At 60.7% G+C, this 20,455-nt stretch carries 20 protein-coding genes and 1 pseudogene; 11 read left to right on the forward strand and 10 right to left on the reverse strand.

Going from position 1 to position 20,455, the window contains the following annotated elements; all coding sequences use genetic code 11:
- Nucleotides 1-27: 27 nt before the first annotated feature.
- Nucleotides 28-948 carry a MurR/RpiR family transcriptional regulator gene (locus ACA056_RS16960; protein ID WP_497266299.1) on the forward strand — a complete coding sequence of 307 codons (921 nt, stop codon included), beginning with the start codon at nt 28-30 and terminating at the stop codon, nt 946-948.
- 77 nt (nt 949-1,025) lie between these two features.
- Complete coding sequence (locus ACA056_RS16965; RefSeq protein WP_497266301.1) at nt 1,026-1,637, forward strand: glutathione S-transferase; 612 nt, start codon at nt 1,026-1,028, stop codon at nt 1,635-1,637.
- A 309-nt stretch (nt 1,638-1,946) separates the two neighbouring features.
- Here the strand turns inward: ACA056_RS16965 and ACA056_RS16970 are convergent, their stop codons facing one another.
- Entirely contained in the window at nt 1,947-2,882 is a 936-nt protein-coding gene (locus ACA056_RS16970; RefSeq protein WP_497266303.1) for a hypothetical protein, read from the reverse strand.
- A 279-nt stretch (nt 2,883-3,161) separates the two neighbouring features.
- On the opposite strand from ACA056_RS16970, the gene ACA056_RS16975 reads away from it, so the two are divergent.
- Nucleotides 3,162-3,845 (forward strand): response regulator transcription factor, encoded by a 684-nt coding sequence (locus ACA056_RS16975; RefSeq protein ID WP_033058247.1) that lies wholly within the window; start codon nt 3,162-3,164, stop codon nt 3,843-3,845.
- Nucleotides 3,823-5,217, forward strand: coding sequence for a sensor histidine kinase (locus tag ACA056_RS16980; protein ID WP_497266306.1), 1,395 nt, complete (start codon nt 3,823-3,825; stop codon nt 5,215-5,217). The genes ACA056_RS16975 and ACA056_RS16980 overlap by 23 nt, the downstream gene beginning before the upstream one ends.
- 148 nt (nt 5,218-5,365) lie before the next feature.
- On the opposite strand, the gene ACA056_RS16985 is transcribed toward ACA056_RS16980, so the two are convergent.
- The 5 genes from ACA056_RS16985 to ACA056_RS17005 form a co-directional block, all read right to left on the reverse strand.
- Nucleotides 5,366-6,118, reverse strand: a complete 753-nt coding sequence (locus tag ACA056_RS16985; RefSeq protein ID WP_497266308.1) for an HvfC family RiPP maturation protein — start codon at nt 6,116-6,118, stop codon at nt 5,366-5,368.
- On the reverse strand, nt 6,111-6,950 hold the full coding sequence (locus ACA056_RS16990) for an HvfB family MNIO-type RiPP peptide maturase (RefSeq protein ID WP_497266310.1): 840 nt from the start codon (nt 6,948-6,950) through the stop codon (nt 6,111-6,113). The genes ACA056_RS16985 and ACA056_RS16990 overlap by 8 nt, the downstream gene beginning before the upstream one ends.
- A gap of 144 nt (nt 6,951-7,094) precedes the next feature.
- Nucleotides 7,095-8,429, reverse strand: coding sequence for an acetamidase/formamidase family protein (locus ACA056_RS16995; RefSeq protein ID WP_497266312.1), 1,335 nt, complete (start codon nt 8,427-8,429; stop codon nt 7,095-7,097).
- A gap of 267 nt (nt 8,430-8,696) precedes the next feature.
- Entirely contained in the window at nt 8,697-9,533 is an 837-nt protein-coding gene (locus ACA056_RS17000; protein ID WP_497273552.1) for an IS3 family transposase, read from the reverse strand.
- Nucleotides 9,530-9,838, reverse strand: coding sequence for a transposase (locus ACA056_RS17005; RefSeq protein ID WP_497266314.1), 309 nt, complete (start codon nt 9,836-9,838; stop codon nt 9,530-9,532). The genes ACA056_RS17000 and ACA056_RS17005 overlap by 4 nt, the downstream gene beginning before the upstream one ends.
- 333 nt (nt 9,839-10,171) lie before the next feature.
- Between ACA056_RS17005 and ACA056_RS17010 the strand changes: the two genes are divergently transcribed.
- Together ACA056_RS17010 and ACA056_RS17015 are read left to right on the forward strand one after the other, a co-directional pair.
- Complete coding sequence (locus ACA056_RS17010; protein WP_497266316.1) at nt 10,172-11,218, forward strand: class I SAM-dependent methyltransferase; 1,047 nt, start codon at nt 10,172-10,174, stop codon at nt 11,216-11,218.
- 88 nt (nt 11,219-11,306) lie between these two features.
- A complete protein-coding gene (locus tag ACA056_RS17015; protein ID WP_497266318.1) occupies nt 11,307-12,149 on the forward strand; it encodes an NAD-dependent protein deacetylase in 843 nt (280 codons plus the stop codon).
- Between the two features lie 169 nt (nt 12,150-12,318).
- Here ACA056_RS17015 and ACA056_RS17020 read toward each other — a convergent pair whose 3' ends face one another.
- On the reverse strand, nt 12,319-13,248 hold the full coding sequence (locus tag ACA056_RS17020) for a LysR family transcriptional regulator (protein ID WP_497266320.1): 930 nt from the start codon (nt 13,246-13,248) through the stop codon (nt 12,319-12,321).
- Nucleotides 13,249-13,433: 185 nt separating this feature from the next.
- Between ACA056_RS17020 and ACA056_RS17025 the strand changes: the two genes are divergently transcribed.
- Genes ACA056_RS17025 through ACA056_RS17035 form a run of 3 tightly spaced genes read left to right on the forward strand, consistent with a single transcriptional unit; the run spans nt 13,434 to nt 16,027 of the window.
- Nucleotides 13,434-14,132, forward strand: a complete 699-nt coding sequence (locus ACA056_RS17025; protein ID WP_497266322.1) for a CoA transferase subunit A — start codon at nt 13,434-13,436, stop codon at nt 14,130-14,132.
- A gap of 36 nt (nt 14,133-14,168) precedes the next feature.
- A complete protein-coding gene (locus ACA056_RS17030; protein ID WP_054051104.1) occupies nt 14,169-14,834 on the forward strand; it encodes a CoA transferase subunit B in 666 nt (221 codons plus the stop codon).
- Nucleotides 14,835-14,845: 11 nt separating this feature from the next.
- On the forward strand, nt 14,846-16,027 hold the full coding sequence (locus tag ACA056_RS17035; RefSeq protein WP_497266324.1) for an acetyl-CoA C-acetyltransferase: 1,182 nt from the start codon (nt 14,846-14,848) through the stop codon (nt 16,025-16,027).
- A 100-nt stretch (nt 16,028-16,127) separates the two neighbouring features.
- Here ACA056_RS17035 and ACA056_RS17040 read toward each other — a convergent pair whose 3' ends face one another.
- Together ACA056_RS17040 and ACA056_RS17045 are read right to left on the reverse strand one after the other, a co-directional pair.
- A complete protein-coding gene (locus tag ACA056_RS17040; RefSeq protein ID WP_497266326.1) occupies nt 16,128-16,730 on the reverse strand; it encodes an NADPH-dependent F420 reductase in 603 nt (200 codons plus the stop codon).
- Nucleotides 16,731-16,756: 26 nt separating this feature from the next.
- Nucleotides 16,757-17,509: an SDR family NAD(P)-dependent oxidoreductase gene (locus tag ACA056_RS17045; protein WP_497266328.1), complete on the reverse strand. Its 753-nt coding sequence runs from the start codon at nt 17,507-17,509 to the stop codon at nt 16,757-16,759.
- 112 nt (nt 17,510-17,621) lie between these two features.
- Between ACA056_RS17045 and ACA056_RS17050 the strand changes: the two genes are divergently transcribed.
- Nucleotides 17,622-18,524, forward strand: coding sequence for a LysR family transcriptional regulator (locus tag ACA056_RS17050; RefSeq protein WP_497266330.1), 903 nt, complete (start codon nt 17,622-17,624; stop codon nt 18,522-18,524).
- 126 nt (nt 18,525-18,650) lie between these two features.
- On the opposite strand, the gene ACA056_RS17055 is transcribed toward ACA056_RS17050, so the two are convergent.
- The gene (locus tag ACA056_RS17055; protein ID WP_497273553.1) at nt 18,651-19,967 is read right to left on the reverse strand and encodes an Nramp family divalent metal transporter; all 1,317 of its coding nucleotides are present in this window, start codon (nt 19,965-19,967) and stop codon (nt 18,651-18,653) included.
- On the opposite strand from ACA056_RS17055, the pseudogene ACA056_RS17060 reads away from it, so the two are divergent.
- Nucleotides 19,921-20,424: pseudogene (locus tag ACA056_RS17060) on the forward strand (hypothetical protein); the annotation flags it as partial. The gene ACA056_RS17055 and the pseudogene ACA056_RS17060 overlap by 47 nt on opposite strands.
- Between the last annotated feature and the right edge of the window lie 31 nt (nt 20,425-20,455).

The following is a 20,455-nucleotide window of genomic DNA, read 5'->3' on the forward strand; positions in this document are numbered from 1 at the left end:
TATAAGAACAAGCCAGAAGGATTCCTTATGACCCGCACCGATCAGCCGGCGACGACCGAGAGCACGCCCGACAGCGATCTCGCCAGCCCCCCGATCAACGCCGAGCGTCTGCTACAGCTGATCACCAACGAATATGAAAGCCTGCCGCGCCAGCTCAAACGCATCGCCAGTTACATGAGCCAGCAGAGCGACCGGATCATGGTCGACCGCATCAGCGACATCGCCCGTGAGTGCGAAGTGCATCCGTCCGCGATCGTGCGGTTTTCCCAGCGCTTCGGGTTCAGTGGCTTCAGCGAAATGCAGGGGCTGTTCCGCGAGGCCTACACCCACAAGACCACGCCGGTGCAGAACTACCAGCAGCGCATTCGCAGCATGATCGCCAACAAGTCGCAGAAGGCCAGCGGCGGCGACCTGGCGCGCGAGTGCATCAATGCGACCCTGTCGGGCATCGAACGGCTGGGGCTGGAACTCGATGATCAGGCCTTCGACAAGGCCGTCGACCTGGTGGTGAATGCCGACAATATCTACGTGGTCGGGGTGCGTCGTTCGTTCGCGGTGGCCGATTACCTGGTCTACAACCTGCAACACACCAACAAGCGCATCCATCTGGTTTCGGGGCTCGGCGGCAGCTACCGCGAGCAGATGCGCAGCGTGCGCGCCAATGATCTGGTGATCGCCATCAGCTTCACGCCCTACGGCAAGGAAACCCAGCACTGCCTGCGCATCGCCCAGCACCATCAGGCAAAAACCCTGATCATCACCGACAGCAACCTCTCGCCTCTGGCAAAACGCGCCAACACCGTGCTGCTGGTTAACGAAGGCAGTTCGTTTGCGTTCCGTTCGTTGAGTGCGACGCTGTGCCTGTGCCAAGCGCTGTTTATCGCCGTGGCGTATCGGCTGGAATTGAAGGTCGATGAGATTCACGAACAGGTCGGCTTCGAAGATTAGCGCCCACGCCGTTTGCAGCTCGCTGAAGCTAAACTAAGGTTGTCCATCCCGAAATGGACATCTGAAGGAGCGGTTCAATGAAGCTGATCGGCATGCTGGATTCACCCTACGTGCGGCGCGTCGCCATCTCTGCCAAACGCCTTGGCATCCCGCTGGAACACCAGTCGGTTTCGGTGTTTCGGCATTTCGAGCAATTCCAGCAGATCAACCCGGTGGTCAAGGCGCCCACCCTGGTGCTGGACGACGGTGAGGTGTTGATCGACTCGACGCTGATCATCGACTACCTGGAAGCCTTGGCCGGTCCTGCCAACAGCCTGATGCCCGACGATCTCGCTCAACGCTTGCGCTCGCTGCGCCTGATCGGTCTGGCGTTGGCGGCGTGCGAAAAGTCCGTGCAGCTCTACTACGAACGCAACCTGCGGCCGGCGGACATTCAATTTGAACCGTGGGTGGAGCGGGTCGAAGGGCAACTGGCGGCAGCCTATTCGGCGCTGGAGCGGGAGCTGGAAATGCAGCCGCTGAAGACTGACGGGGCGATTGCTCAAGACGGAATTACGTTGGCAGTGGCGTGGAGTTTCACCAATCTGGTGGTGCCGGATCAGGTGGATGTGAATCGGTTTCCACAGATCAGTGCGTTTACGGCGTATGCCGAGGGGCTTGAGGATTTTGTCAGTACGCCGATCGAGTAGATGGATTTGCTGTGCCTGATCGGGCCCCATCGCGAGCAGGCTCGCTCCCACATTTGATCTGTGTCGCTCACAAACTTTGGGTTCGCTGAAGATCTACTGTGGGAGCGAGCCTGCTCGCGAAGGCGGACTGGCAGTCACCATCAATCTAAAGATCAGCCCGCTCACACAAAAACGCCGCTTCCACCAGAGGCAGAAGCGGCGGAGGCATGAGCCCCAGTGGTATCAGGTGAACAGGGCGATCAGGATGATGATCGGAATCGGTACGCCGAGAAAGAACAGCAGTAGTGAGCGCATGGTAGTTCTCCTGGGTTAGCGAACAGGCGAAGTGGTGGTCACGTAAGCGTCGGATTCCAGATACACCACGGCATCCCGACGACGGCCGCCAAAGGTTGCAGCGAGGCTGGCGAAAAACGCACCGATCAGCAGCGCAATGAACATCCACAGCGAAGTCCAGGCAGCGACTTTAGCGGCGGTGTCGGCGGCTTGTTGGGCGGCGAGTTTGGCGTCGGCCACAGCTTTTTGCGTGCGGGCATACACTTCATCAACGCGACGTTCCGCGTCTGCTTGAGTGAGGTTGGTCCGTTGGGCGACAAGTTGCGCCAGGTAGGTGCGGTCTTCGGCAGCCAGTTGACCGTCGTTGCTCAGGCTGCGCACGAAGATGCGCGTCACAGTGCCATGAACGGCGTCATCACTGATCGCCGCCGGGCGATCATCGCGGAACAGGCTGTCGACGAAGTAACCGTACTGGTCACTGTCAGTGTTGCCGGCAGCCGTGCCCGCCGCTTGAGTCGCGGCACTCGCGGCGCCGCCAACCACGCTCGCCCCGGCCTGCACGCCACCGCTGACAATGCTGCTGACCGAGCCGACCACCAGCGTCGCCGTCACCAGTGTCGCCACGCACCAGGCCAGAAAGCCATGGGCGGTGTCACGGAAGTAAACCTCATCACCGTGCATGTACGCCCACTTCACCCGCAGACGACCGGCGATGTAACCGCCAAGCCCGGACGCCACGATTTGCGTAGCGGCCAACCAGACAATCGTTGAAATGCCCAGGCCCTTGGCGCTCACCCCTTCATTGGCCCACGGCGACACCGCCGAAAAACCCAGGCCAAAGCCGAGCAACACGAGGATCAGCGACAACGCCGCCGCTGCAGCAGCCCCCGCGAAGATCGCCCCCCAGGACACGCCAGAGAGCGTGCTCGTTTCTTCGAAGGCAGGATAGAAACCATCAGAGGATCTATTCATTGTTATATCGCTCCTGGCAGGAAAGATGGTGTTACAACTCTTCAACGGAGGAAGTGCAGTCACCGTGCCAGTCGCTAATTTTAAATAAATTGCTGTATTTCAATAAGTTATAAAGTTTGAACTTCCAATGGCCATGCAATTTGCAAGGAAGCGGTCTGTAGCGACGGGTTTTATGCATTGATCAAAAAGGTCCCTGCATGAAGTTTTATTTAGAAAGCCCGCACCCATTTCTTGGCAAAATGCCGCTCAACGTTGAGTACTCCTAATCAGGCCCGCCCTATGACCCGCATCTTGACCATCGAAGACGACGCCGTGACCGCCCGGGAAATCGTCGCCGAACTGAGCAGCCACGGCCTCGACGTGGATTGGGTCGACAACGGCCGCGAAGGTCTGGCGCGCGCAGTCAGCGGCAACTACGACCTGATCACCCTCGACCGCATGCTGCCCGAGCTCGATGGTCTGGCGATTGTCACCACGTTACGGACCATGGGCGTGGCGACGCCGATCCTGATGATCAGCGCCCTCTCCGACGTCGATGAGCGTGTGCGCGGCTTGCGCGCGGGCGGTGACGATTACCTGACCAAACCGTTTGCCACCGATGAAATGGCCGCCCGGGTCGAAGTCCTGCTGCGCCGGCAGAACACCGTGACGGCCCAGGCCACCACGTTGCGGGTGGCGGATCTGGAGCTGAACCTGATCAGCCATGAAGCCAGCCGCGACGGTCAGCTGCTGACGCTGTTGCCCACCGAGTACAAGTTGCTGGAATTCCTGATGCGCAACACCGGGCAGATTCTGTCGCGAATGATGATTTTCGAAGAAGTCTGGGGTTACCACTTCGACCCCGGCACCAACCTGATCGACGTGCACATCGGCCGGCTGCGCAAGAAGATCGACCCGCCAGGCAATGTCCCACTGATTCGGACCGTGCGAGGCTCGGGTTATGTCATTGCCGAACCCCTCTAACGGCTGGCGCTCTTCCAGCAGCCGTTTGCTGGCGCTCTACAGCTCGCTGTTCGTGATCTGGAGCGGGATTCTCATGGGGGTCATGTACTACGATGTTTCCTCTTATCTGGACAACCTGGCCAAACACTCGCTGATGCAACGTCAGCATCTGTTTTCACGCTTTTCGGGTGACCAACTAGTGGACGCCCTTGCCGTCAGCATGACCTTCGACATTCGCGGTATCGACGCCTATGGCCTGTTCGATAGCCAGCAACGCTACCTCAGCGGTGCTCTGCGTCAGTTTCCGGAAGGGCTGCCGCTGGACGGCAAGATTCACATGCTCAGCGACTGCGCCGATTCCGACGACCCGACCCTGCCCGCCGACAGCTGCGACGCGGTGGCGACCCAGACCAAGGACGGCCGCTGGCTGATCCTGGTGCGGGACAACGGTTCGTTGTTCGCCGTCACCCGGATCATCCTCCACGCGTTGTTCTGGGGCGTGACCTTGACGGTCCTTCCGGGCATCGTCGGTTGGCATCTGTTGCGCCGCCGACCTCTGCGGCGGATTCGTGCGATCCAGGCCAGCGCCGAGGCCATCGTCGCCGGCGACCTGACCCGGCGTCTGCCATTGTCCAATCGCCGCGATGAGCTGGACATGCTCGCCGCCATCGTCAACGCCATGCTCGAACGTATTGAACGCTTGATGAACGAGGTCAAGGGCGTCTGCGACAACATTGCCCACGACCTGCGCACACCGCTGACGCGCCTGCGGGCGCAGCTGTACCGGATTCAGCAACAGGCTGATGAGGGTTCGACGCTGGCGGTGCAACTGGACTCAGTGCTCGGTGAAGCGGACACCTTGATGGCGCGTTTTCGAGGGTTGCTGCGGATTTCCGAGCTGGAAGATCGTCAGCGGCGTTCGGGTTTTGTGCAGCTGGATCCGGTGCCGTTGTTGCAAGAGCTGCATGACTTTTATCTGCCGTTAGCGGAAGAAGGTGAGCTGGTTTTCAAGTTGCAACTGCCTGACGTCTTGCCGCCACTGAATGGCGATCGCGCGTTGCTATTCGAAGCGGTGGCGAACCTGCTGAGCAACTCGATCAAGTTCACGCCGCCGGGTGGCGAGGTGATTTTGCGGGGGGTCAATGAGGGGGAATTTACGCGGATCGAAGTGCTCGATTCGGGTCCTGGCATTCCGTTGGCCGAACGAGAGGCAGTGTTCCAGCGCTTTTATCGTGCCGATGGTGGTAACCAGAAAAGCGGGTTCGGGCTGGGGCTGTCGATCGTAGCGGCGATTGTCAGCCTGCATGGGTTTACGCTTGAAGTCGGTACTAGTGAACTCGGCGGTGCGCGGTTAATGCTGGATTGCCAGCAAAGCTTGATTCCCCAGACCTGATGCTAACTCAAGAACAAAGTAGATCCTTGTGGGAGCGAGCTTGCTCGCGATAGCGGTTATTCAGTTGACAAGGATGTTGCCTGGCCCGCCGCCATCGTCGGAACGCCGCCCGGACCAAGCTCGCTCCCACAGGGGATTGGTGGTGTTTTCAGTAGCCCACCACCCCTTCTTCATGCATCTGCCGCAACAACTCCGTCCCACTTTCCATAAACTCCGGCGACCCAGCCATCCCCGCCTCCACCGCCAATCCTTCCAGCTGCTCACGCCCGCCCAGGTGAGGAAATTCCTCAATCCGCTGCAACAACCGCCACGCCAACGGGCTCAGTGCAGAAAACTTCACACTCCAGTCCTCAGCCCGACGCACCAGCAGCAATGTCGGCTGAGCCGGTGCTGTCTCCGGTTGATAATCCGGCCCCACCAACTGCACCGGCCAGGCATACGCCAACGGCCAGGCCAGCGGCGAAACCTGCAACGGTCGGTCCAGCAGCAACCCGGCATCGCTCACCGGCAACGGCTCAGCCTCGGACTGCTGCAACGCCATCTCAACCCATTCGTAATGCGCCAGTTCCACCATGAACGGCGGCCACGACCCTTCGCTCAACGCTTGCGGTTCCGAGGCCAGGAACTCGACAAACTCCTTGGCGATCTCGCCGAATTTCGGCGTGTGCGCGCGGTAGTCGCGCAGGAAAATCCGTACCAGTGAACGCCAGTGTTCATCACCGAGAATCTTGATCAGCACCGGAAAGGTCCCGCTGAGCAACGACGACAGGTTCGCGAAAATCAGGTCGCGGTAAACCTGCGCCCGTGTCACGTCCATCCCGGCCGGTGGCGCGCAATGATCGGGATCGCGCAGGTAAAGGCCCAAGGTGTTTTGCTGCTGAAGCAGGCTCGGCTTATCCACGGTTCGTCCCCTCGGTTTGCAGGCGGCGAATGGTCTGTAACTCGGCCACCAATTCGGAAAATACCGGAAAGTTGAAATCCCGTTCCAGCAGCGTCGGTTGCGCGCCGAATCGAGCGTAAGCCTCCGCCAGCAACGACCAGACCACCGGTTTGACCGAAGCGCCGTGGGTGTCGATTTTCAAGGTGTCGGACTCATCGAAGTGCCCGGCCACGTGCATGGCCACCACCCGGCCCGAATCGATGCCGGCCAGAAAGGTTTGCGGATCAAAACCGTGATTGATCGAGTTGACGTAGACGTTGTTGACGTCCAGCAACAGGTCGCAATCGGCTTCGCGCAGCACCGCGTTGGTGAAGGTCACCTCGTCCATATCCTGTTGTGGCGCGGCGTAGTAGGAGACGTTTTCCACCGCCAGGCGCCGCCCAAGAATGTCCTGGGCTTGGCGAATTCGCGCGGACACGTGGTGCACCGCTTCTTCGGTAAAGGGCAACGGCAGCAGGTCGTAAAGGTGACCGTCATCGCTGCAGTAGCTCAAATGTTCGCTGTACAGCGGCACGTTGTAGCGATCGAGGAAAACCCGGACATCCTGCAGAAACCCGACGTCCAACGGTGCCGGGCCGCCCAATGACAGGGACAAGCCATGACAGGACAACGGATAACGCTCGGCCAGGGCACGTAACGCATGACCATGAGCGCCACCGATACCGATCCAGTTTTCCGGCGCGACTTCCAGAAAATCGAAATCGCCCGCACGGGCTGCCTGAAGGTCCTTCATTAAACCGCGACGCAAACCGAGCCCGACGGTCGCCTTCGCTGATGTGTTGGGGGTCTGCATGATGTCGATCTCAATGATTGTCAGAACGGAATCACAGTTAACCGAAAGGGTGTATCGGGTCTGTGTTCCGCTCTGGCAGAAAATCGCAGCGGTTGTAACGCCAGCGGGTCTGTACACACTGAGGTACAGACCCGCCGTTGCGCGTTAAGCCAGGTCGTACTTCTCGCGCACCAGATGACCAATGCCGATGCGATCCAGCACGGTCATCGGGCATAGGAACGTTACGCGCACGGTGCCCGGCAAGCGGCTGATGTCGATCGAACCGGTGATGGTCGCGCGGTTGAGCACTTCGTCGTATGGCAGACCGGTGACCGAGGCGGCGCGTTTCAAGCCGTTCTCTACCGCGACGTTGAGGTTCTCGCCGCTGCCGATAAAGGTGATCGGCCCGCTCTGCTCGATGTCGTGCTGACCCCAGCGCTCGCCCAGTTCGCGGACTTTCTGCCGCTGCTGGGCATTCATCGGCCGGGCCATGGGCGGCAAGTCGTCGAGATTTTGCAGCAGGATCGGCCCTTCCAGCGTCAGGCGCTTCACCACTTCCACCACCACTTCGGTTTCCCCGGAGCAATCGGTGGCATGCCCGGCGATCTCACCGTTGCCCTGCTGGGCGTGCATGTCGCCCATGTACACGCCGGCGCCTGACACCTTGACCGGGCAGATCAACACGCAACCCTCGCGGATCGAGTTGGTGTCCATGTGACCGTCAGTCTTGGCCGCGTGCAGTTCTTCGCGGGTCATGCCAAAACGGTGCGGCGCGCCGATCAGGTATTGGCCGAAATCGGCGCAGTTATGGGAGTCGGGCAAATCCCGGGACGGCGTGGTCCCGATGTTGCCGAGGAACGGCCGCATGTGCGCCGCCACACCGGGGATGTCGGCGCGCGCCAGGGACAGGATCGAATGTTGCGCGGCGAATTCCGGCAGCGCCGACATTTTGGATGCGTTACCGGCCAGTTGATTGGCGACGTCCTGATTGACGGTCAGGCTGACCTGATTCTGCGCATCGAACACAATTACGTAGCCATGGCTGAAGCGAAACGCGCTGACTTCGGCGCCACAGGTGTTACAGCGAATCGAATCCTCACCGATGCCTTCGACATGGCTGGCCGGATGTTCGGTGCCGCACTTGGCGCAGAATTTGGAGACGAACGGATCGCCGTGGTAGCGACCTTCAACGAAGCTCATCACCCCGGACGAAGTGGCCAGCGAGGTGACGCGCATGCGTTTGATCTTGATCGCCACCGCGTCGCCGATTTCCGCACCGGCAATGGCCACCGGTTGCGTCACTTCGTGGCCACCCTCGAAGGCCGGCGTGATCATCGGCCCCCAACAGCCCGGCGGTGTACCGGTGATCAGGGTGCCGCCGTCGGCCAGTGGCCCGAGCATCGGCTGGCTTGGGCCGATGATGCCGCTGGTGTAGTGGTCGACGCGCAGGCGATTGACGGGTGTGGGTTTCAGGTCGGTTTCAGGCAGGAGCGTAGTCATTGTTGTCCCCTTCACGGTGTATAGGGTGCCAAATGGCCTACGCAGTTCATCGCAGGTTTGTATCTCGCCTGTGTTCGGCAGTGGCCGGGAATGAAGTGGAATGTATCGGGAAGACGGTTAGATACAGTGGCATACACGACACCAATCCCCTGTGGGAGCGAGCTTGCTCGCGATAGCGGTGGGTCAGGCAACATCATTGTCGACTGCAAGTCCGCTATCGCGAGCAAGCTGAACTGGTCCAGTAATTTTGGACATTTTTTTCGGTTCTCACGCCGCCAGCTTTTCCGCTGCTACAGGTGAGTGGTAACCGTTGTAACTGTGGCGCCTGACATTGTTGTAGCGCGTCACATAGCGGTTTATATCAACTCGGGCTTCGTGTTCCGAGTTGTAGCCGTCTTCAGGCACCCATTCGGACTTCAAACTTCCAAAAAAACGCTCCATCGGGGCGTTATCCCAGCATTGGCCTTTTCGACTCATGCTTTGCCTAAGCTCGTGCGCCATCAGTTCGTCCCTGAATTTATGGCTGGTGTACTGACATCCCTGGTCAGAATGGAACAGTACGCCTTTGGGTTGCCCTCTCAATTCGACGGCCATTCGCAGTGATTCGCGTGCCAGCGTCGCGTCGGCGACCAGTGAAAACGACCAGCCCACCACTCGTCGCGCAAATAGATCCAGAACGACTGAGAAGTAGAGCCAGCGCTTGCCCAGCTGGATATAGGTGATATCCGCGCACCAAACCTTATTGATATCAGCTACGTAAAACTCACGCTCCAGCTCATGCTCAGCCACCAGCGACTCAACGCCCGATGACTTGTACTTGTGAGGTCTGCGCTGACGGCTAGCGATCCCAGCTTCCTTCATCAAACCGCGGGCCATGTAGCGGCCCACCTGATGGCCGTCACCCCGCAGATCTTCGGAGAGGGTTCGTGCACCTGCCGAGCCTCTTGATGCCTTGTAGTATTTAATCAAAACAACCTTGAGCGCTTCGCGCTTCGGGTTGGTTTTACCTTGGCGCTGGCGCCAGGCGTAATAGCTGCTGCGGTTGACTTCAAACACGCGGCAGCAGTCTGTAATGCCGTACTGCTCGCCCAGCTCACTGATCAGAGGGAATGATCTTTGGAGTCCAAAAGCAGGAGAGCACTGGCCTTTTTTAGGATTTCGATATCCCGGTCTTTCTGCCTCAGCAGGGCTTTGAGTTCCTGGATTTGCTTCTGGTCGGCGGTGATCGCCTTGGTACCCACAAGCGTCGATCCGGCGCGCTCTTTTCGCACCTGATCGACCCAGCGGCGCAAAGCTGTTGGGCCGATATCCAAGCTGGCACAGATCTCGGGAATCGGCTGATCCTCATCGAGCACCATGCTTGCAGCTTTGAGTTTGAACTCACTGGAATAGGATTTTCGCATCATCATGCACACCTCAGATTTGGGCGCCATCATAGCGCCCTATTGATGTGTCCAAATTCATTAGGCCAGATCAGCTTGCTCGCGATAGCGGTGGGTCAGGCAACATCATTGTCGACTGCAAGTCCGCTATCGCGAGCAAGCTCGCTCCCACAGGGTTGGGTGTCAGTCAGGGGAGATGTGGCTTTCGTCGCTCCAGGCAGCGGTGCACGGACCCCGGACTAGACTTAATGCACGCAGGGCGTGGTTATCGTCCTGTTCATTCCCACGACCACCGTTCAGAGGTGAACGCCTCGAAAAACAAGGCTTCTGGACCGTGATCCTGCTGAAGGAGCACACGTGATGGACGAGGCCAGACTCAATGATTTCATGGGCAAACTGGTGAACGACATGGGCGGTGCGGCGATGCTCGCCAACGTCATCCTCGGCGAAGAGCTCGGACTGTACCGGGCCATGGCCGACAGTCAGCCAGTCACCCCTGAAGCCCTCGCCGACAAAACCGGCTGCAACACCCGCCTGCTGCGCGAATGGCTCAGCGCCCACGCCGCTTCCGGTTACATGGAACACCGCGACGGCCAGTTCCGCCTGCCCGAAGAGCAGGCCCTGGCGTTGGCGATCGAAGACTCACCGGTCTATATCGCGGGTGGCGTCGGGGTGGTTGCATCGTTTTTCCATGACAAGGACAAACTGGTCAACGCCATGCGCGGCGACGGTGCCCTCGCCTGGGGCGATCACCATCCGTGCATGTTCAGCGGCACGGAGCGGTTCTTCCGGCCAGGTTATAAAGCGCATCTGGTCGCCGAATGGCTACCGGCGCTCGAAGGCGTGGTCGCCAAACTGGAGGCTGGCGCCAAGGTGGCGGATATCGGCTGCGGCCACGGCGCATCCACCGTGATCATGGCCCAGTCGTTTCCGGATTCGCGGTTCATCGGTTTCGACTACCACGCGCCCTCCGTCACCGTCGCCACCCAGCGTGCCGAAGCCGGTGGCGTGTCTGGACGTGCGCGGTTCTTCCAGGGCACGGCAAAAAGCTTCCCCGGCAACGACTATGACCTGGTCTGCTACTTCGACTGCCTGCACGACATGGGCGATCCGGTGGGCGCGGCGCGGCACGCTTATGACGCGCTAAAACCGGACGGCACGGTGCTGCTGGTGGAACCGTTCGCCAACGACTCGCTCGACGACAACGTCACCCCGGTTGGCCGCTTGTTCTACGCCGCCTCGACCTTCATCTGCACCCCGAACTCGCTGTCCCAGGAAGTCGGCCTCGGGCTCGGCGCCCAGGCTGGCGAGGCGCGGCTGCGCAAGGTCTTCACCGAGGCCGGGTTCAAGACGTTCCGGCGGGCTACGGAAACGCCGTTCAACCTGATTCTGGAGGCGCGTAAATAAACGTCGGATCATCACCCGGACGGGCAACCTGTCCGGGTGACCGGCCAATGCTACCCTGCAAGCACTCATGGCCCTGCGGAGTGTTGAAATGCTCGACAACCTCATTCGCGAACAACTCGACCGCCTTCAGCAGTTAATGACCGACCAGCCGTTTGTGGTCCTGACCGGCGCCGGCATCAGTACTCCGTCGGGCATTCCGGATTACCGCGACAACCAGGGCGTGCGGCGTGGCCGACAACCGATGATGTATCAGGAATTCCTCTCCGCCCCCGAATCCCGGCGTCGCTATTGGGCGCGGGCGATGCTCGGTTGGCCGCGAGTGCGCCAGGCCCAGCCGAACGTGGCCCATGAGGCCTTGGCCCGTTTGCAAAGTTCGCAGCAGATCAGCGGGCTGATCACTCAAAACGTCGACACCCTGCACGACCAGGCCGGCAGCCATGACGTCATCGAACTTCACGGCAGCCTGCACCGAGTGTTGTGCCTGGACTGCGGAAAACGCAGCGAACGGGATTCGATCCAGCAATTGATGGAAGCGCAGAATCCGTATCTGGCCGGCGTGGACGCGGTGCAGGCACCCGATGGCGACACGTTGCTGGATGCGGCGTTTGAGGCGCGGTTTCAGGTGCCGCATTGCCCGCATTGCGCGGGTGAGCGGATGAAGCCGGATGTGGTGTTTTTTGGCGAGAATGTGGCGCAGGTGACAGCGGCCAAAGCGATGGCGGCAGTCGAAAAGGCTGCGGGGTTGTTGGTGGTGGGGTCTTCGTTGATGGCGTATTCGGCGTTTCGGTTGTGTCGGGCGGTGGCGGATCAGGGGAAGCCGTTGATTGCGATTAATCTGGGGAAGACTCGGGCGGATGACCTTCTTGACCTGAAAATAGAGGCGTCGTGCGAGCGGCTTTTACCCCTACTGACGCAACGCCTGATTCGTTGATGCCTATGGGTTGGACTTTAGATCCACCCCTCACCCCAGCCCTCCCGAAACGTCGGACCGCCCCAGAGGGGAGAGGGGAAAGGGAGCAGATCTTCAAGCCTTTCAAACCTGAGTTCGACTCGATATTTCAGGTCGCAGTATTAGGAGCAAACACCTCGGTCAGTCCCCTCTACCCTCTGGGGAGAGGGTTAGGGTGAGGGGGTGGATTCAACTGTCGCCCCAAATCTTCAGCTTTAAGAATATCGAACAACGCCTGCGCCGCCGCCGACAATTCAACTCCAGGCTTGGTCAACACCCCAATCGCCCGCTCCACCACCGGATCGCGCAAGGTAATGCACCGCGCCCCGAGTTCCAGCATCTGCCCGACACACAACGCCGGCACCGCGCTCACCCCCAATCCACTGGCAACCATCCGCCCAACCGTCGCCAACTGATGGCTTTCAAACTCCACCGGCAACTTCATCCCACGCGCCTGCAAGTGCTCTTCGAGCATCACCCGAACCGTCGACGGTCGCTGCAAGGTGATGAACGGTTCCTTGAGCAAGGTCTGCCAATCGATGTCTTCCCGTTCAGCAAAAGGAGAATCTTTCGACACCACGGCAACGAAACGGTCCATGTACAACGGCGTGAATGCCAGCGATGAACTCTGAGTCGGCTCAAACGCCACCCCCAGCTCGACCTGCCGATCACGCACCATCTCCAGCACCTGCTCGTTGATCACGTCATTCACCGTGACGTTGACCTTGGGATAGCGCGCCCGAAAGGTTTTCAGGATCGGCGGCAGCAGGTTGCCGGCAAATGAGGGCATCGCCGCCAGCGTCACGCGACCGCGCTGGAGGGTAAAGCGTTGGCGCAGCTCATCCTCGGCATTGTCCCAGTCGGCAATCAGACGACGCGCCAGTGGCACCAGCGACTCGCCTTCCGCGGTCAGCGCGACATTGCGCGTGTTGCGGGTGAACAGACGCCCGCCCAGCCCCTCCTCCAGCGCCTTGATGGTCAGGCTCAAGGCCGATTGCGACAGGTGCAACCGCTCGCAAGCCACGGCAAAACTCAAACTCTGGGCGACGGCCAAAAATGCCCTGATCTGCTTGACTGTCATGTTCGAATTGCTCCAGTAATGATCGCAGGCGCTCCATTCGCGAGCAGGCTCGCTCCCACAGGATTGATTGGTGAGTTTTATCTATCAATCAACCTTAAAAATCAACTTAACAAATGAATACTGCAGCGAGACACTCCATCCCCATACGGCTAGCCAGCCGCCCACAAAGAATAAAAGAGGTGCATATGGCAGGTTTCGACAAGCGCGTGAGTTCCTACGAGGAAGCCCTTGCAGGTCTTGAAGACGGCATGACCGTGATCGCCGGCGGCTTCGGCCTGTGCGGGATCCCGGAAAACCTCATCGCCGAGATCAAGCGCAAAGGCACGCGTGACCTCACCGTGGTTTCCAACAACTGCGGCGTCGACGGTTTCGGTCTCGGCGTGCTGCTGGAAGACCGGCAGATCAGCAAAGTGGTGGCGTCCTACGTCGGCGAGAACAAAATGTTCGAGGAGCAACTGCTCAGCGGCGCTATCGAAGTGGTCCTGACCCCTCAAGGCACCCTCGCCGAAAAAATGCGCGCTGGCGGCGCCGGCATCCCGGCGTTCTTCACCGCCACCGGCGTCGGCACTCCCGTTGCCGACGGCAAGGAAGTCCGCGAATTCCACGGTCGCAAGTACCTGATGGAAGAATCCATCACCGGTGACTTCGCCATCGTCAAAGGCTGGAAAGCCGATCATTTCGGCAACGTCATCTACCGCCACACCGCCCAGAACTTCAACCCGCTGGCCGCCACTGCCGGCAAGATTACCGTGGTCGAAGTCGAAGAAATCGTCGAACCCGGCGAGCTGGACCCGGCGCAGATCCACACCCCTGGTATCTACGTCGATCGGGTCATTTGCGGCACGTTCGAGAAGCGCATAGAACAGCGCACCGTGCGTAAGTGATCCCCTGCCCCCGGACCGAATGAAGGAATAACAACAATGGCACTTTCCCGCGAACAAATGGCTCAACGCGTCGCCCGCGAAATGCAGGACGGCTTCTACGTGAACCTGGGCATCGGCATTCCGACCCTGGTCGCCAACTACATCCCTGAAGGCATGGAAGTCATGCTGCAGTCGGAAAACGGCCTGCTGGGCATGGGTCCCTTTCCTACTGAAGAAACCATTGATGCCGACATGATCAACGCCGGCAAACAAACCGTGACCGCACGTATCGGCGCGTCGATCTTTTCCTCGGCCGAGTCCTTCGCGATGATTCGCGGTGGTCATGTCGACCTGACCGTACTCGGTGCGTTTGAAGTGGACGTGGAAGGCAACATCGCCTCCTGGATGATCCCCGGCAAGCTGGTCAAGGGCATGGGCGGCGCCATGGACCTGGTGGCCGGCGCAGACAACATCATCGTCATCATGACCCACGCGTCCAAGGACGGTGAGTCCAAGCTGTTGTCCAAATGCAGCCTGCCGCTGACCGGCGCCGGGTGCATCAAGCGTGTGTTGACCGACCTCGCCTACCTGGAAATCGAAAACGGCGCGTTCATTCTCAAGGAACGCGCACCGGGCGTCAGCGTCGAGGAGATTGTCGCCAAGACCGCCGGTAAACTGATCGTGCCGGATCACGTTCCGGAAATGCAGTTCGCTGCCCAGTGAGGAATCATTCCATGCAAGAAGTCGTCATTGTCGCCGCCACCCGCACCGCCATCGGCAGTTTCCAGGGTGCCCTGGCCAACGTGTCCGCGGTTGATCTCGGTGCCGCGGTGATCCGTCAGTTGCTGGCGCAAACCGGCCTGGACGCTGCTGAAGTCGATGAAGTGATCATGGGCCAGGTGTTGACCGCCGGCGCCGGACAGAACCCTGCGCGCCAGTCCGCGATCAAGGCTGGCCTGCCGTTTACCGTGCCGGCGATGACCCTGAACAAGGTCTGCGGCTCGGGCCTTAAAGCGCTGCACCTGGCCACTCAGGCGATTCGCTGCGGCGATGCCGAGGTGATCATTGCCGGCGGCCAGGAAAACATGAGCCTGTCCAATTACGTCATGCCCGGCGCCCGCACCGGTCTGCGCATGGGTCACGCGCAAATCGTCGACACCATGATCAGCGACGGCCTGTGGGATGCGTTCAACGATTACCACATGGGCATCACCGCCGAGAACCTGGCCGAGAAGTACAGCCTGACTCGCGAGCAACAAGACGCCTTCGCCGCAGCCTCGCAACAGAAAGCCACGGCCGCCATCGAAGCCGGGCGTTTTGCCGATGAGATCACGCCGATCCTGATTCCTCAGCGCAAGGGCGATCCGCTGTCCTTCGCCACCGATGAACAACCACGCGCCGGCACCACCGCCGAAGCGCTGGGCAAACTGAAACCCGCCTTCAAGAAGGACGGTTCGGTGACCGCCGGTAACGCCTCGTCCCTGAACGACGGTGCCGCCGCCGTGATCCTGATGAGCGCCGAAAAAGCCAAGGCCCTGGGTCTGCCAGTGCTGGCGAAAATCGCTGGTTACGCCAATGCGGGCGTCGACCCGGCAATCATGGGCATCGGCCCGGTCAGCGCGACTCGTCGCTGCCTGGACAAGGCCGGTTGGTCCATCGACCAACTGGACCTGATCGAAGCCAACGAAGCCTTTGCTGCGCAATCTTTGGCGGTGGCCAAGGACCTGGAATGGGACCTGAACAAGGTCAACGTCAACGGCGGCGCTATCGCCCTGGGTCACCCGATCGGCGCCTCGGGTTGCCGGGTGTTGGTGACCTTGTTGCATGAAATGATCAAGCGTGACGCCAAGAAAGGCCTCGCCACCCTGTGCATCGGTGGTGGTCAGGGCGTGGCACTGGCGATCGAACGGACGTAAAGCGTTCAACAGACGGCGCGGGGACCCACGAATATCCGTTCGCCGTCTGGCAAAACACCCGGTGCGACTCACGTCGTACCGGGTTCTTTTTGTCTGGTCGTCAGGCAAATTTCACCAGATTCAGCACCGGCAGCGGACCGCCTGGAAACTGCACGAGCCGCGCCCCGACGCTCAGTTCCCCAAGATCAATCCCGAAGAAGCCCAGCTGTTCGATCAGCGCCGCCACTTGAGCTTTCGCATCGGCATCATCACCGGAGAGAAACAGCACCCGCAGCCCGCCCTCCGCCGCCGGATCGCTTTCCAGAAAACGCGCCTGAAGGTGATTGAACGCCTTCACCACCCGTGCACCGGGCACCCATTCAGCAAACACTTCGCTGGAGGTGCGGCCCTGCAAATCCACCGCCTTAAACGATGGCGCCTCGATTGAGTTATTGGCGTCGATGACAATCCGTCCGCCAAAATCCGGCAGGCCGGCGAGCGCGGCCGGCAACCTCGACCAGTTGACCGCGACCAGCACGATGGCTTGTGCGGCGGCCTCCTCGCGGGTTCCGGCACGCGCCGTTGGCCCGAGTTCTTCCACCAGCGAGGCCAGGCTTTGCGGGCCACGGCTGTTGGCGATCACCACTTCAATGCCTTGACGCGACAGTGCTCTGGCAAAGGCTGCGCCGATTGCGCCGGCGCCGATGATTCCGATGGTGCTCATAGTGTTTTCCTCAAAAAGTGATGGGCTTAGGCTGTGAAGCCGCCATCCGCAACAATGTCGGCGGCGGTGACGAACGACGCCTCGGGGCTGGCCAGGAACGCTACGACGCTGGCGATTTCCTCAGGTTTGCCGTAGCGGCCGATCGCGATGCCAGGGCCGACGATGTCGCTCACCGGGCCGCCATCAGGGTTCATGTCGGTGTCGGTCGGGCCAGGGTGAACGGTGTTGACGGTGATGCCCAATGGACCGAGATCCCGCGCCAGGCTGCGGTTGAAACCGGCGATGGCGCCTTTGGTCAGGGTGTAAAGCGAAGCAGTCGGGAACGCTGCGTAATGAGTCATCGACGAACCGATGTGAACGATCCGACCACCCGCCTTCATGTGCCGTGCCGCCTCTTGGGTGGCGACAAACACGCCGGTGACGTTGACCGCGATCATGCGTTGGTAGTCGTCGAAACTGATGTCCTGAATCGGCCCGCCGAGCGCGATACCCGCGTTGTTCACCAGAATGTCGAGGCTGCCAAAGGCTTCAACGGTGCGAGTGACCGCAGCGCGCACGGCCGCTGGATCACCGGCATCGGCGGCGATGGCCAAGGCGCGACCGCCAGCGGCTTCAATGGCTTGCACCACGTCGGCCGCTTTGGCCGGGGACGCGCTGTACGTCAGCGCGACGCTGGCACCGTCAGCCGCCAGGCGCTTGGCAATCGCCGCGCCGATGGAACGGGAGCCGCCGGTCACGAGAGCGGTTTTGCCGCTGAGGGGAAGTTGAGAGGTTGTCATTGGGTGTTCACTCCGTGGGTTGTCGTTGGAGTGAATACTGCGCTTGCCATTAGCACTTGATTAGCGGGTAATGCCTTGAATGATCTTCAAGCATGACTAGCAGGTGCGTGCCGTGGAAACCCTCGCCAACCTCGAATCTTTTGTCCGCAGTGCCGAAACCGGCAGTTTTTCCGCCGCCGCACGGGTGCTCGCGCTGACCCCTGCCGCTGTCAGCCGCAACGTGGCGATGCTCGAACGCAACATCGGCGTGCGGCTGTTCCAGCGCTCGACCCGCAAGCTGTCCCTGACCGAAGCCGGGGAACGCTTTCTGACGAGCATCGGCGGAAATCTGGAAGCGTTACAGACAGCAATCAGCGCGGTAAGCAGCGACCAAGGCGAGCCGGCGGGCTTGCTCAAGGTCAGTCTGGCGCCGACGTTTGGCATCGGTCATGTCTTGCCGCTGCTGCCGGTGTTCCTGGCGCGCTACCCGCTGATTCGCCCGGAATGGCACTTCGAAAACCGCCCCGTGGATTTGATTGCGGAGGGATATGACGCGGCCATTGGCGGCGGCTTCAAGTTGACGCCCGGGGTGGTGTCGCGGACGTTGGCGGCAGCGCATGTGGTGGCGGTCGCCTCTCCCGCCTACCTCGCAGGACGCAGCCTGCCCGAGAGTCCGGCGGACCTGTCCGGACACACCGGCATTGTGATGCGCGGCACCCGCACCGGGCGGATTCGCCAATGGCTGATGCACGATGGCGCCGGCAACGAAGCACCGGCCACTCTGAACGAACACATTGTGCTCAACGATCCGGCCGCCATGCGCGAAGCGGCGATACTCGGTCTGGGCGTGACGCTGCTGGTGTTGCCGGATGTGCTGGCGAATATCCAGCGTGGCGAACTGGTGCGCCTGCTGCCCGATTGGCGCGCCGACGCGGGGCCGATTTCGCTGTATTACCCGAGCCGGACGTTGATGCCGGCCAAGACTCGGGTGTTCATCGATTTTGTGGTCGAGGCGTTTCAGAGGGAGACCGCGTAATCGTTCTTCGCGAGCAGGCTCGCTCCCACAGTTGATCTGCGGTGAACACTAAATCGGAGAGCCCCAATCCCATGTGGGAGCGAGCCTGCTCGCGAAGAGGCCCGGTCAGGCAACACAGCTTCCGGCTCAGGCTACGAACTGCAGAATCAACCAGCTATTCGCCCCGCTGATCACCACAAACAACCCCCACGCCAGCACCCGCGTCGGCCACCGGTTCACCAATGGCCCCATGAGCCTGTGGTCGTTGGTCATGCGAATCAGTGGATACAACGCAAACGGCAATTGCAGGCTCAACACCACCTGACTCAACACCAACAGCTTGCCGATCGCATCGTCACCCATCAGCCAGACACCAATGAACGCCGGGATCAGCGCCAGCCCGCGCGTGAGCAATCGCCGTTGCCAGCAAGGAATCCGCAGGTTCAGGAAGCCCTCCATAATCACTTGCCCGGCGATGGTCCCGGTGAAGGTCGAGCTCTGCCCCGAAGCCAGCAACGCGACACCAAACAACACGCTGGCCAGCGCCCCGCCCACCAACGGGTCGAGCAGGTGATAAGCGTCCTGGATGTCGACCACGTCGGTATACCCGGTCTTGTGGAACGCCGCCGCGGCGAGGATCAGGATGGCCGCGTTGACCAACAACGCCAGGGCCAGGGAGCCGATGGTGTCGATGCGCGCCAGTTTCACCGCGTCCTGCTTGCTGGCCAGGTCCTCGCCGATCCTCCGGGTCTGCACGATGGAGGTATGCAGGTACAAGTTATGCGGCATCACCGTGGCCCCGAGAATACCGATGGCCAGGTACAGCGGCGCAGCATCACCGATGGCGGACAGTGACGGCGTGAACCCCCGGGCGACGTCCGGCCAGTAGGGTTTTATCAGCAGCAATTCAACGAAGAAACACACGCCGATGGTGCCCACCAGCACCAGCATGATTGCTTCGAGTCGGCGGAAGCCACGGTTTTGCAGGGCCAGCACCAGCAAGGTGTCGAACGCCGTGAGCGCGATGCCGAAGGTCAGCGAACAGCCCAACAACAAATGGAACGCCAGGGCGCAGCCGAGCACTTCGGCCAGGTCAGTGGCGATGATCGAGATTTCCGCCAACACCCACTGGGTCCGAGCGGTCCGCGTGCTGTAGCGCTCCCGGGACAACTGCGCCAGATCACGCCCGGTGGCGATGCCCAGGCGCGAACACAAACACTGCACCACCATCCCCGCCAGACTCGCCAGCAGCACCACGAACAACAAGCTGTAACCAAACCGCGAGCCGGCCTCGATGGCGGTCGCCCAGTTGCCCGGGTCCATGTAGCCGATGGACACCAGCAAGCCAGGACCGGCAAAGCGCAGCATTCGCTTGAAGAATGAGGCGCGGGGATCGACGGCAACGCTGCCGGCCACTGCCGTTGTGCTGTCGTTGATTCCGCCGTCCCTGGTGTTCTCGGTGATCGCCGCCGCGACCGCCCTGCTGGCGGCGCCGTATCTGTTTCCCTCGGTACAGCCGATCGTTTCAGGCCCGGCGCCGAAGTCCGACAAATTGCTGTTGCGCATGATTGCCGGCGCCCTGCTCACCCTCGCAGTCACGTTGTTGGCCAGCACAGTCGGCGAACGCTGGAGCGGCCTGCTCGCGGTGTTCCCGGTGCTGGGCAGCGTGATGGCGGTGTTCTCCCAGCAAACCCGCGGTCCGGCTTTTACGGCCGCGCTGCTGCGGGCGACGGCGACTGGCATGTATTCGTTTGCGGCGTTTTGCCTTGTGTTGGCGCTGGCGTTGCCGAGGTTTGGCTGGTGGGGTTTCGGGATGGGGGTGGGGGTTTCGTTGGGGATGTTGCTGGTGACTAAGAGACTGGTAATGGGTTCAAAAGAAGGTTCGACCGTATCGAAGAACTTGCAGAAGGCAGACACGTAACAACTATTCCCGAACACTCAAAAAACGCCCG

The sequence above is a fragment of the Pseudomonas sp. LBUM1666 genome, assembly GCF_059695775.1.